9 protein-coding genes are annotated in these 12,462 nt (G+C 53.6%); all 9 read right to left on the bottom strand.

What is annotated here, in order from left to right; translation table 11 throughout:
- Window positions 1–24: 24 nt before the first annotated feature.
- The 9 genes from AC50X8_RS07140 to AC50X8_RS07100 all read right to left on the bottom strand — a co-directional run bounded on the left by AC50X8_RS07140 (window position 25) and on the right by AC50X8_RS07100 (window position 12,458).
- Complete coding sequence (locus AC50X8_RS07140) at window positions 25–1,107, bottom strand: sensor histidine kinase (RefSeq protein ID WP_494879154.1); 1,083 nt, start codon at window positions 1,105–1,107, stop codon at window positions 25–27.
- A complete protein-coding gene (locus AC50X8_RS07135) occupies window positions 1,104–1,778 on the bottom strand; it encodes a response regulator transcription factor (protein WP_494860175.1) in 675 nt (224 codons plus the stop codon). Before AC50X8_RS07135 ends, AC50X8_RS07140 begins: the two co-directional genes overlap by 4 nt.
- Window positions 1,779–1,846: 68 nt before the next feature.
- The gene (locus AC50X8_RS07130; protein ID WP_494860173.1) at window positions 1,847–2,662 is read right to left on the bottom strand and encodes an ABC transporter permease; all 816 of its coding nucleotides are present in this window, start codon (window positions 2,660–2,662) and stop codon (window positions 1,847–1,849) included.
- Complete coding sequence (locus tag AC50X8_RS07125; protein WP_494879153.1) at window positions 2,659–3,696, bottom strand: ATP-binding cassette domain-containing protein; 1,038 nt, start codon at window positions 3,694–3,696, stop codon at window positions 2,659–2,661. The genes AC50X8_RS07130 and AC50X8_RS07125 overlap by 4 nt, the downstream gene beginning before the upstream one ends.
- Window positions 3,697–3,874: 178 nt before the next feature.
- Entirely contained in the window at window positions 3,875–7,120 is a 3,246-nt protein-coding gene (locus AC50X8_RS07120; protein WP_494879152.1) for a glycoside hydrolase family 2 TIM barrel-domain containing protein, read from the bottom strand.
- A complete protein-coding gene (locus AC50X8_RS07115) occupies window positions 7,110–8,648 on the bottom strand; it encodes a four-carbon acid sugar kinase family protein (RefSeq protein WP_494879319.1) in 1,539 nt (512 codons plus the stop codon). The genes AC50X8_RS07120 and AC50X8_RS07115 overlap by 11 nt, the downstream gene beginning before the upstream one ends.
- A 6-nt stretch (window positions 8,649–8,654) precedes the next feature.
- The gene (locus AC50X8_RS07110; protein WP_494879151.1) at window positions 8,655–9,914 is read right to left on the bottom strand and encodes a ribulose-bisphosphate carboxylase large subunit family protein; all 1,260 of its coding nucleotides are present in this window, start codon (window positions 9,912–9,914) and stop codon (window positions 8,655–8,657) included.
- Window positions 9,915–9,981: 67 nt separating this feature from the next.
- Window positions 9,982–10,650 carry an aspartate/glutamate racemase family protein gene (locus AC50X8_RS07105; protein ID WP_494860165.1) on the bottom strand — a complete coding sequence of 223 codons (669 nt, stop codon included), beginning with the start codon at window positions 10,648–10,650 and terminating at the stop codon, window positions 9,982–9,984.
- A gap of 83 nt (window positions 10,651–10,733) precedes the next feature.
- The gene (locus AC50X8_RS07100) at window positions 10,734–12,458 is read right to left on the bottom strand and encodes a hypothetical protein (RefSeq protein ID WP_056040616.1); all 1,725 of its coding nucleotides are present in this window, start codon (window positions 12,456–12,458) and stop codon (window positions 10,734–10,736) included.
- Between the last annotated feature and the right edge of the window lie 4 nt (window positions 12,459–12,462).

Here is a 12,462-nt window from a genome sequence, read left to right as displayed (position 1 = left end):
GTCGCTTCTTTTTACCATATAAATCTAAGCTTCAGCACGATCAAATGGCAGTGGCAAAGAAACGGTAAATTCAGTCCCTTCTCCCAGCTTGCTCTGCACGGCTATTGAGCCGCGATGGAGCTCCATAATTTTATGGGCAATAGACAGCCCGAGGCCGCTGCCTCCTACGGCACGGACACGTGATTTATCCGCTTTATAAAAACGCTCGAAAATACGCGTGTAATCCTGCTCGTCAATTCCCGGCCCCGTATCTGCGATGCAGACGACCGCATGCTCCTCGGTACGCGAGAGGGAAATCGTTATTTTCCCGCTTTCAGGCGTAAACTTGATGCCATTATGAATAAGGTTCAGCCAAACTTGACTCATCAGGTCCTCGTCCGCGCTGATCTCCAGCTCGTCTGCTTCCACGCTCATCTCGATCTTCTTCTCCTCCCACTGCGGCTCACAAGCGAGAATAAGCGATACAAGCTGCTTATCCAGCCGATAAGTGGTCGGATGGAACGGTTGCCTCTCCGAATCCAGAACGGCCAGCTTCAGCAGATTATCGCTAAGCTTCGATAAACGGAAGCATTCCGTTTCAATAATGGTCAAATACCGCTGCCGCTGCTCTACATCCAGCTTGTCATTCTTCAGCGCCTTGGCAAAACCGCTGATCGATGTAAGCGGCGAGCCGATTTCATGCGATACGTTCGAGATGAACTCCTGCCGAAGCTCCTCCATCTCCTTCAAATTGGCTGCCATGCTATTGATGCTGTCAACAAGCTGCACATAGGGATGCCGCTGCTGTTCATTGTTTCTGCCGAACTCCCACTCCAGATTGACGCGAAAGTCGCCCTGTGAAATACGTTTTAATGCTTCAAGCATGTCGTCCAGAAAGTAATGCTCCCTCCGCCGAAAAAACTTGCCTACAATGGCGATGCCCACCCCAAAGATACAAAAACCGAGCACCGCATTTATGAGAAAACTTAGCAAGTCATGCGGGGCCCATGCCACTGCCGAAAAAACGGACTTTGTTATATAAAAAGAAATGATCCAGCAGGCGAGCAATGCCGACAAGGCAATCGTAAAATTCATCGCCAGATGGAGGAGGCTTGGCTTCTGGTTCACGACTGCACCTCCAGCCGGTAGCCTAGTCCCCGGATCGTGCTGATGCGAAAGCCATGCTGCTCCTCAGGAAAACGCTCCCTCAGCCGCTTTATATGCACATCGACGGTTCTTTCATCGCCCTCATAATCGAAGCCCCAAATCTGCTCAATCAGCTGATCGCGCGTGAACGTCTTGCGGGGATAGCTGGCGAGCTTAAACAGCAGCTCGAACTCTTTAAGCGGCAAGGTCAAATCTTGTTCCCCTACGCGGCACTCGAACGTATCGCGGCGCAGCGTTACATTGCCTATTATGACCGCTTGTGAGGATTGAATCCGGTATCGCCTGAATAAAGATTTCACACGGGCGACAAGCACGGATGGATCAAATGGCTTCACCAAATAGTCATCTGTTCCTAGCGTAAAGCCCTTTACGATCTGAGACGCTTCGCCTTTGGCCGTCAGCATCAGCAGCGGCAGGTCCGTCTGCTCCCGCAGCTTGCGGCACAGCTCCCATCCGTCCATGCCTGGCATCATAATATCAAGGATCACCATATCCGCCTTTACCTCGGCAAGCATCCGCAGCGCATCCAGGCCATCAACGGCATGAGCGACCTCAAAGCCTTCCTGCCGCAAAAAATGACCAATTAATTCTCGGATATGCGGATCATCATCAACGACTAATATTCGGGTCATCCCGTTCACCGCCTTTATCCTATTTTATCAACCTTTCACGATTTCCGTAAACCTGAACGCCTTAACCTCTATGTCCGGCGCATATAGGCACTTACCGTTAGCGGAGCAAAGATCGCGACAATGACGGCTGCGCCGACTAGCGAAAATACAAAATCTGCGCCAATTGCACCGTTGTTGGCAAGCTCCCGTACGGCACTAACCAAATGGGAAACCGGATTGATGCTTGAAAACCACTGGAGCCAGCCTGGCATGGTGTCAACCGGCACAAAGGCGTTGGACACAAAGGTGAGCGGAAACAACACGATCATCGAGATCCCCTGAACGCTGGATGCTGTACGGGAAATGACGCCAAAAAAAGCAAAAATCCAGCTAATCGCCCAAGCACAAACGATGACAAGAAGGGCCGCAATAACGACGTAGCCTAAGCCGCCATCAGGTTGATACCCCAAAATATAGCCCATGGAAAAGGTTAATGCAGTCGCAATCGTATAGCGAACCGTATCCGCCAGCAGAGCTCCTGCAAGTGGAGCAATTCGGGCAATCGGAAGGGACTTGAAGCGGTCAAATACGCCTTTATCCATATCCTCCCGCAGCTGAACACCCGTGACAATCGACGTCGTAATTACGGTTTGCACCAAAATACCAGGAATGATAACCGGCAAATAATCAACGACATTTCCTGAGATGGCACCGCCAAAAATATAAGCAAACATCAATGTGAAAATAATGGGCTGCAGCGTCACGTCAAATAATTGCTCTGGTGTGCGCCGAATTTTTAATAATCCCCTGTAGGCCATCGTGAGCGAATTTCGAATCGACTGTCCCAAGCTTGTATGTTTCTTCAACTGGCGAGTATGACGTGTTTGGATCGACGCGCTTTTCATACGGCTGCCCCCTCTTTTTTATTTGATTGATCAGATAGCGATGAAAGGCTATCTTTCACGCCATGGCCTGTAATGGTTAAAAACACCTCGTCAAGTGTAGGCTTCTGTACGCTCATCTCCGCCAAATAAATGCCCGCCTCCCGAAGAGCTACAAGCAGGTCGGTAACTTTGTCGACATCCGCCAGCGGCGCCGTAATTTTTGCATTTTCCGCTGATACAACAGACTCGACCCTAAACACTTGTTCCACAATTTGGCGAGTGGCCGCGATGTCCTGCGGATTTTGGATTTTTAGCTGCAGCGAGGAGGTGCCGACTGATGTTTTCAGCTCATCGACCGTCCCTTCTGCTACGACCTGGCCGCGATCAATGACCGCAATTCGGTCAGCCAACTGGTCAGCCTCATCCAGGTATTGCGTTGTTAACAGCACTGTTGAACCGGTTTTCACCAGCCGGCGGATCGTATCCCACATTTGCGTACGTGTACGCGGATCAAGTCCTGTCGTCGGTTCATCGAGAAAAATAAGCGGCGGCTGTGCAATGAGACTGGCTGCCAAATCCAGCCGACGCCGCATGCCCCCGGAAAAATGCTTCAATGGACGTTTTGCTGCTTCCGTCAGCCCGAATTCCTCCAACAACTCCTCCGTCCTATGGCGCGCCTCTGCCCGCCCAAGCCCTAGCAGCCTGGAAAAGATGACCAAATTTTCCGTAGCGCTGAGCGCTTCGTCGACGGATGCGTATTGACCTGTCACCCCGATCAATTGCCGCACGATTTGCGGGTCCTTCGCTGCATCGTACCCGAAAATGCGTGCCGAGCCAGCATCGGGGCGCAATAGTGTAGCCAGCATTCTGATGGTCGTTGTTTTGCCTGCTCCATTAGGGCCAAGCACACCATAAATGGTTCCGGCCCGCACGTTCAAATCTACGCCATCCACTGCCCGGTTATTGCCGAATGTCTTCACAAGCCCACGTGCTTCAACCGCCCACTCCCCGCTATTTTTCCATAGCTCTTCTTTGTATCGATCATTTACTGTCATTAGTAATGCCTCCCTGTAACGGTTTATAGATGGATGTTAATCCTCGTTTATGAACTGAATGTGAACCAAATAACATGAAGGGTACGGAATGGCAAAAAAAGCCGACCCGGCAACCGGATCGGCCTTTCCCTGTTATTTTTTTAGTGCAGTGTTCGTTTATTGGAGTTCATCCTTCGTCCTAAGCATTCGTTAACGGAAAAAGCATAATGGATAGCTTCATCGGCTGCGGCTTTATTAAATAAGCATCGAGCGTCGGGGCGTAGCCGCAGCTATGATTGCCGAGGCCGCTTTGCTTGGCGTCGATTTTGACGATTGTTTCTGGCAGCCTGGTCAGCTTATGCACGTGGCTGGTGCGCGACATATCCTCCGTGGAATAATGGTGGACGCTAATGTTAAGCAGCTCGCTGCCTGTAATGCCGATTCCAGCACCTTGCCCATCCCTAAGCTTCGCCCAGCGCACATCGCACTTATTGCCGTTTTCCTGAGGCTTCACATAGGGGACAAATTGCTCCGCTACCGTGCCGGTGTAAATACCAAGCTTGCCGCTTTCTTTGCGGTCGGCGTAACATTCATGAGGGCCTCTGCCATACCAGCTAAACTGGTCATAGCCGTCACAGTGGCGCAGCTCCAAGCCAAAACGCGGCAGCGGCGGCAGCTCGCTTCCAAGCGGTTCAAGCGAGGTCTCCACGCTTATGGAGCCGTCGGCATTCATTTGGTGGACCATCCTGCTGCGGAAAGCTGCTGGCTCGCCTTTTGCCCCTATAATTGCGTCAGCTGTTGCTATAACGCTGCCATTGTTGCCAGCAGTTATTGAAAATCGGCGCAGCTGCCATTGGAGCCGGTCATAACCGGCTTTCACCCATTCTTTCGCCAAATGGACATCGTTGTCAAGCGGGGCGCGCCATAGCTGCAGCTGTGGGCCTGCAAGCAGCAGCTCATCGCCATGATAAAGCCAATTGCTAATTGTGCCTGTCATTTGATCGATGTCTACTTGCAACCCGTTCCCGCTTATGCGGTATACAAGCTTGCCGTCTTCCCGCTGCAAATTTTGATACTGAGGATGCATGTGCATGGGAATCCCTTCGGAAGCATCGGCTGCCACTAGACGGACCGTACTAGAAAACTCAGCATTAGCGTTATACGCTGTAGCCTTTTCCTGCGGGGACCAACCCGCCTCCTCAAACAGCAAATCGGCCCAAGCTGTCTCATGGCCAGCGTCACACCACAAGCTGCTATTACGCTCTGTAAAGCAGATATGCAGCGCATATTCGCCCTTTTCCTTCAATTGCTCCGAAGGCAGCGGAATGATTAGCGTCTCTTCCCCGCCCGGCAGCGTATGCAAGCGTGCAAGCTCGCCTTGCGCAATCGCCGTACCGCTGCGCAGCAGCTGCCAATGCCCTTTCAAATGCTCCAGCGACAAAAAACTGTAGCGATTACTAAGGTGAACCCGGCCAAGCTGGGCGGGGTCTGGCTTTATTTTCACCGGCTGAATGATCTTCTTGTATTCCAGCAGGGACGCTTTAACGCTTCTGTCTGGAAACAGCAGCCCATCCATGCAAAATGGTCCGCTGTGCGGGGCATCGCCAAAGTCGCCGCCATAGGCGTAAAACGCTGGTTTGCCGTCGTTTTGCTGTAAAATGCCCATATCTGACCATTCCCAAATAAGGCCGCCCAGCAGTCGTGGATATTCGTACACCGCATCCCAATATTCCTGCAAATTGCCCGTGGAATTGCCCATGGCATGACCAAACTCGACCATGAGATATGGGCGTTCATCCGGCTTCCGGCCTTCTTCTATGAGCATGTCGACCGAAGGATACATGGAGCTCACGATGTCAACGACTGCGGCCTCATAAGCCCGTTCGTAATGTATCGGCCTTGTCGGATCGACGCTGCGTATCCACTCCGCCATTGCATCATGATTTTCACCGTAGCCTGACTCATTGCCAAGCGACCATACGATGACAGAAGGATGATTTTTATCGCGTCCAACCATTTTCTGCGCACGATGTAAATACGCCTCCCGCCAGTCGGGATGTTTGCTCAAATAAGACTCATCGCCCATAAAATGAAACCCGTGCGTCTCCAAATCCGCTTCGTTTATAACGTACAAGCCGAATTGGTCGCATAAATCGAGCCAGCGCGAATCGTTCGGATAATGGGACAGCCGGACCGTGTTAATGTTATGCTGCTTCATCAGCGTTATATCTTGCAGCATCGCTTCAGGCGTCGTTACATACCCGAATTGCGGGTGGAATTCGTTGCGGTTGACGCCTTGGATAACGATAGAGTGTCCATTTATGAGCAGCTTGCCTTTTTCAATTCGAATATCCCTAAAGCCAACCGAAAGCCGCTTTACCTCCGCTACCTCTCCATCCGCCCCATATATCGTCAATAACAGCGCATACAAATAAGGCGTTTCTGCTGTCCATAGCTGGGGCATGGAAATAGGAATCTCGGCGGAAATCGTTCTGAACTCTTTAAGCGAATCGGACGTTGGATAGCTGCCTGTACCCCGTGCATCAGAATGGCAAGAAGGGTCTGGATTGTTCGCATTGAACGATTGCTCTGCAACGGTTTCTCCGTCCGCATCTAATAAGGCGACGCTTAAACGAAAGCCTTCTCCATCTGTATAATCGGTCAAGTTGGCGGATTCTGCCGCACTTCTCAAGAGGCTGCTTTGAGCGAGCGTCATTTGCAAGCTCAAGCTCGCCTCCCGATAGGCAGTATCGGGGACAAAAACAGTTCGCACCAGAACATCCTCAATCGTGACAGCGGCCTGTGCCGTTAAATAAACATCGCGAAATATGCCGCTTAGCCGCCACTTGTCCTGCGACTCCAAATAGCTGCCCTCGCACCATTGGTAGACGCGAACCGCAAGCAAATTACAACCGGGACGGATGAGGCGGGAAATCTCAAACTCTGACATATGGTGGCTTCCCTGACTGTATCCGACCAGCTCGCCATTCAGCCATACATGGAAGGCGGAATCAACTCCGCCAAATACGAGGCGAATTTGGCGCTTTTCCCAATGCTCTGGAACTGTAAAGCTGGTACGATAGCAGCCAGTAGCATTGAGCAGTGGAATATGTGGAGGGTCAAGCGGAAAAGGATAAGGACAGCTGCTGTAATGGGGCTGTCCGTACCCGTGCATTTGCCAATTGGAGGGAACGGGAATTTTATCCCAACCCGTATCATCGCATGCATCCAAATGGCTGCCCTCTGGACCATGCAGCGGCGATTCGAAGTAGCGGAAACGCCAATTCCCGCTAAGCAGCTTGTAATAGGGCGATTCTTCTCGGTCGCCGCGCAGCGCCGCTGCCGGATTGTCAAATGGAATCAGCTCGCTGCGTGGAGGCAATGAACCGCGCTCCAGCACGTTTAAGTTGCAATAATCTGGCAGTTGCTCGTTTTCATTCGTCATATGCTGTCCTCCCTTGCTTCATCCGGGTGAAAAAATCCCGTTCGCCGATTTGTCCACCCTTCAGCACCAGCTCCAGCCCATCCAGCGCAGACTCCTCCGAGAAAGCGCGGCATAGTGGCGCTCCCGGCGTTAGTGCAGCCACGCATTCCAGTGCATAAATGCCCAAGCCGCGCGTTACATAACCAGACGTATCCCCGCCAGCGATGACGATGCGTGTAAGCTGCTCGTCGATGATCAGCTCACGTGCCAGCGCTCCAAGCAAAGCGCCTAATAGGCGGCTGCTTTGCTCAGGCCCATAGCCCTGCGCGGCAAGCGTTTCCCGGAAACGCGGAATGCCTGGATCGTCCACACCTTCTGCTGAATAAAGCAGCAGGCTGCGCCCATCTGCCAGCTTTTCCCGAGCTTCTTTCAGCAGCCGCTGCCTCGCAGCCGCGCCTTTCTTCCCGTCCAGCAGCTCCTCTGCCGGAACGCGAATGCCTGCAAAGCCTGCTGCCAGCGCTGCCTTGATTTGCTGCTCCGTAACTGGCGAGCAGCTTCCCGACACTACGAGCAGACGTTCAACTTCTGCTGCAGAAGCAGCGCTAATTTCTGGCTGCTCCTGCAGCAGACCAAGCTTGCGCCAGCAGGCCCCAAGCGCATACTCCACACCAGAAGAGCCAATGGCAAACAAGCTGTCACGCTGCTGGGCTTCCGCCCAAATCAGCTGTCCAGCCGCTGCCAGCCTAGCTTCGTCGAGCACATCAAACAGCACGAGATCAGGCTGCTCGCGCTCTACTAGTTTAGCGAGCCGTTCGCCCACTTCGAACATGTCTCCCTCCAGCGCCAAAATATCCATCAGCGCCGTCTTTAACTCCGTCTGCTGGGCCAAATGCTGGCGCAAATCCGCTTCCGCCATCGGCGTAATCGGATGGCGCGACATCGTCGGATGGCGGTCAAGCCGATACGTCTCGCCGCCTGCCGCTGCAAAATGGTTGCCGAACAACGTATAGCGGCCTAAATAAGGAACCCCCGCCAGTATCGGAATATAGCCAGAACCGAACACGGAGCGGCCAATTTCCGCTGCTTTGCCGATGCTGCCAACTTCAGCGGATGAATCGAATGTCGAGCATATTTTGTAATGCGTAATGGCAGCCCCTATTTTTCGCAGCTGCTCTAGTACCGGACGCAGCTCACGCTCCGCCTCATCTGGCGTCAGCGAGCGTCCAATGCCCGCTACTCCAATGGCTTCTAAATCTGCAAATTTGCTAGCAAGCAGTTGCTCGCTTGGCGGCTCCAGAAATAACGCTGCCCGCAGACCTGCTCGGAACAGTGCTTCCAGCACATCGGTAGAACCGGTGAAATCGTCGCCATAGTAGCTGAGCAGGCGCTGCGATGCCGGGAGCCGATCACCGGAGCTACCCGAGCTTGCCTCCTTCTGGCGTTGCCCAGTGTCCCCCTTAGTGCCTATGCTGAGTGGCATCTTTCCGCCGCTGTCGCTGCCGCTAGTGTCACAATCGTTTGGCTTATGCGTTAATCCCGCTCTGTCCATCACCGCTCAGCCCTTTCCGTATTTTGCTATAGCCTGCTGCAGCTCCGGATGCCGACTTGCATACTCAGCGAGCGGAATGCCTTGAACCGCAGCTTCCCAGCCCTGCTTCATGCTTGCAAAGCCAGCCGCCGCCCCGCCCGGATGGGCCAAAATGCCGCCTCCGGCCAAATGCATCACATTTACCGTCCCTGTTGCTTCATAAGTAGCCGGAGCAGTCCCTGCCCATTGTGCCGAGGAAACGACTGGCATCGTCCCATAACCGCCATACATAGGCTTCAAACAAGCGCGGATGGAGCTGACAACCGAGCTGTTGCTTTCATAAAATTTGCTGTCTAAACCATTCACATGCAGATGGTCGGCTCCTGCCAGACGGCACAGCTTCTGATAAGCTGGAAAAGCGAAGCCCAGCATCGGACAGCGTGTCATCATGCCCCACTGATTGCGATGGCCGTGAATCGGCACCTCGCTGTATTTGCTCAAGTGAGCAAGCCCCGCCAATCCGACGCTCATTATGCTGACCATGACACAGTTCCCGCCTGCCTTGACGACTAGCTCATGCCCACGCTCCATCTCATCGATATCACCGGTAATGTTGAAGGCGTACATGATTTTTTTGCCTGTTGCATCAGCTGCCCGGTTGACGGCATCCATGACCGCACTGACCCGCTGTGCAAGAGGCGCGTAGGTTCCATTAGCATTCAGCTCATCATCCTTTATAAAATCAAGCCCAGCAGCCGAAACGTCCATAATCATCTGCTGGAGGTCAGCCATAGGAAGCCCGATGCTCGGCTTGACAATCGTCCCTATAATCGGACGGTCATACACGCCGGTTAGCTCCCGAGTACCCGTGATGCCAAATTTCGGGCCGGGGTACCTTGCTGCGAACGCTTCCGGCAGCTCCAAATCGACCAGCCTCAGTCCGGACAATTCCTGCAGCTCGAACAAATTGCCGGCAATTGCAGACATTAAATTCGGAATGGACGGCCCAAAATTGTGCAGCGGAAAGGAAATCGTTACCTCTCCGCGCCGATAAAGACCGTCATGACCCAGCGGCGTTTTGGAGCCCGGCAGCGCCTGTGAGGATACAGGCTGAAGCTCGACAATTTGTTCAATCCGCGCCCCATGCCGCTCTTTCAGCTGATCCGTCTCGCCTGGCACCGCTGTAAAAGTGCCCGTCGATTGCTCGCCGGCAATCACCTCGGCAGCACGCTCCAGCGAATAGGGTGTCTCTATTAAATAGACGGCCGTTACTCTCTCTTTTTCCACGCTATTTCCCTCCCGCTAAATTTGCCTTTGTCCCTTGCTGTAGCTGTTCATGCTAAAATCATTGCGGCTAAAGCAGCCCTCGCTCTGCCAGCATCTCCTTAATTTGCTCGGCAGCAAGCCGCGGGCTGGATAGCACCGGCTTGCCTGTCGCCTCCCGTATGGCTCCCTCCATCCGAGCCATTGATCCTTGGGCAAGTACGATGACATCCGCTTGATCGCTGACCGCAAGCGCCGTCTCCAGCAAAATGCGGTCATGCTCCGCCGGGTTTCCTCCTACCAGCGCATCGAAGGCTCCGACAGCGAGCCCATTCAAGATGGTGACCTCTTTGCCAATGGCTTCCGCCTGCTTCGCCAAAAAGCGCATCGTCGGTTCCAGAGTTGAAGGAAGCGTGGCCAGCACCGCAATCGCGTCGTATTCGGCCGCCGCCTTGGCGGTCATCGCCTCATCAATTTTAACGAGCGGAATGCCAAGCTGTCCCCGCGCAGCATCAGCCACTTCGCCAACTGAGGAGCAGGTATTCAAAATAATATCCGCCCCCAGCTCCTCCCCATGCTGAAAATATTGCGTCAGCCGCTTACTCACTCCCGCCGGAATATGTCCCGCCTTGACGACATCGCCGATCAGGCTGTCATCAATAATATTGACCAGCCGCACGCCCGGCAGCACCTCCTGAAACACAGCCTTCAGCGGATCAGCAAGCCCTTGTCCGGTGTAAACCGCAACTACCGTTGTCATACTCCCAGCCTCCCATTCGAACAATTATTGAACCTGTACTTTAACCTGCTCTATAGAATTGACAGACTAGCAAACTGGCTGAGCTACCAGACCAATTCGTTCTCCACTCGCCGTATGCTGGCTTCGCGCATCGGTGCTTTATCATATACCTCTCTGCCGCTGTAGAATGGATGATGCTCCCCTTCCGGCGAAATGCCAATGACATCATCGCCTTGCCACTGGGTTATGAACGTTTGTCCGATTGCAGTTTCAACCGTCTGGCGGCGCGAAAGCGGGAACGTAATCGTAATCATTTCTCCAGCGGATGCTGCGCCAAGCAGCAAGAAGCATTCATTCACCCAGCGGCTCGGCTCACTGCCTTTGCCCTGCTCCGTGCTGCCGCCCAGCTCGCGGGTAAAGGCTACCTTCGCGAAGCCTGCCCACTCGGGAATGCGCACCTGCAGGCGCGGAATGTCGCGGTGGATATGCAGCACCAGCTTGCCTTCATGCGGCAAATAGCTGTCAACATCGAGCCACGCCGAGCTGCGGTTAAGCAGGAAGTTAACGCTGACGGTACCTTTTTTCTCAGTAACGGTGTTGCTCCAGCCCATGAACAGCCCGCGCGTGCCCGAGCCGAGGCAGCAAATTTGCAAATCATTCGTATGTCCCCGCCCATGGTTGACGTTGCAGCAAAAATCATTCGGTGCCGAGTACCCGGCAAAAGCGCCCCGTGTCCGCTTTGCAATATTTTCATGCGTAATAAGTCCAGGAATGTTGCCGGATCGGTCTTCCGTTTCCTTAACCCAGTCCATATCGAGCAGCTGCGATTCGGTAAGGTGATTGCGAATATAACGCTCGGTCACGCCCCAGTAGCGGGTATAGCCGCTTTGCGCGAGCGTAATGCCCGTGGCGATTAGATCGACCAGCGAGCATGTTTCATGCTCGTAGGCCTGCTCCTTCATGTCGCCCGGCGTCCAGCCGAAAGCGGTACACTGTGTAACAGCCCAAGCGTAGCTTTTTTCCACAAAGCTGAGCAGCGCCGCATCCCCTGTGAATACGCCAAACCGCGCCAACGCATCGAGCGTGCCGAGCCTCGTATGGAAATGTCCGCTGCGGTAAGCGAGCGCATCGTTAAAGCTGCCGTCTGCGTTAAACACGCCGCTGCGCTGCACGATGAGCGCGGTGAAAAACTGGCATAGCTCAAACGCATCCGCATTGCCTGTGAGCTCATGGTATTTCAGCAGCGGCATAACGAGCCGTCCGCAGAAGGCAGCCGGATCTGGCGCAAGACGAAGCATGATACCATTGGACGAAGGCCAGCCGCCTTCCTTATACTCCGACGCCGGATAAAACCACACATCGCGCTCCTTAATCGCAATCCGTTTAAGCGCCGCAACATGGTTATCTGCCGCCTCCTTCACCAACGGATCACCCGTCTCCATAAACCAGCTAGTTAGCGATAAAATGACCGCGCGCTGGTCGATCAGATTCGCATTCGGCTCCCAGTTGAAATTCGGGTTCGTCTGGCGATAGCTAAGACCATCTTCCTTGAAAAAAGAGAGCAGATTCGCACGGTATTTCTCCTCCGTCTCCTTGCCGAACGTCTCACCCGACATATGGCGGGCCAAAATCATCCCGTCCACCATTCGACCATGAGATGAGCCATAGTCCCAGTCCCCATGTGTCAGATTGGCTGGCTCCTTCATCAGGTTTGCAGCAAAAAAAGGAATATCGTTATAGTCGCGGTCTGCCATTCCAACTATCGCATTCATCGCATGTCCGGCTCTGTCCGCAAGGGTCAGCGTATCTGGTATTTGTCTCGTTTGCATCGCA

Source organism: Paenibacillus sp. JT22N15, assembly GCF_059383755.1.
This window is presented reverse-complemented; position numbering and strand designations above follow the sequence as displayed.

Excerpts from the sequence above, each read along its gene's own strand:
- AC50X8_RS07125 (WP_494879153.1), bottom strand. The coding sequence starts at position 3,696 with ATGACAGTAAATGATCGATACAAAGAAGAGCTATGGAAAAATAGCGGG.
- AC50X8_RS07105 (WP_494860165.1), bottom strand. The coding sequence starts at position 10,650 with ATGACAACGGTAGTTGCGGTTTACACCGGACAAGGGCTTGCTGATCCG.
- AC50X8_RS07100 (WP_056040616.1), bottom strand. The coding sequence starts at position 12,458 with ATGCAAACGAGACAAATACCAGATACGCTGACCCTTGCGGACAGAGCC.
- AC50X8_RS07130 (WP_494860173.1), bottom strand. The coding sequence starts at position 2,662 with ATGAAAAGCGCGTCGATCCAAACACGTCATACTCGCCAGTTGAAGAAA.
- AC50X8_RS07115 (WP_494879319.1), bottom strand. The coding sequence starts at position 8,648 with ATGGACAGAGCGGGATTAACGCATAAGCCAAACGATTGTGACACTAGC.
- AC50X8_RS07135 (WP_494860175.1), bottom strand. The coding sequence starts at position 1,778 with ATGACCCGAATATTAGTCGTTGATGATGATCCGCATATCCGAGAATTA.
- AC50X8_RS07120 (WP_494879152.1), bottom strand. The coding sequence starts at position 7,120 with ATGACGAATGAAAACGAGCAACTGCCAGATTATTGCAACTTAAACGTG.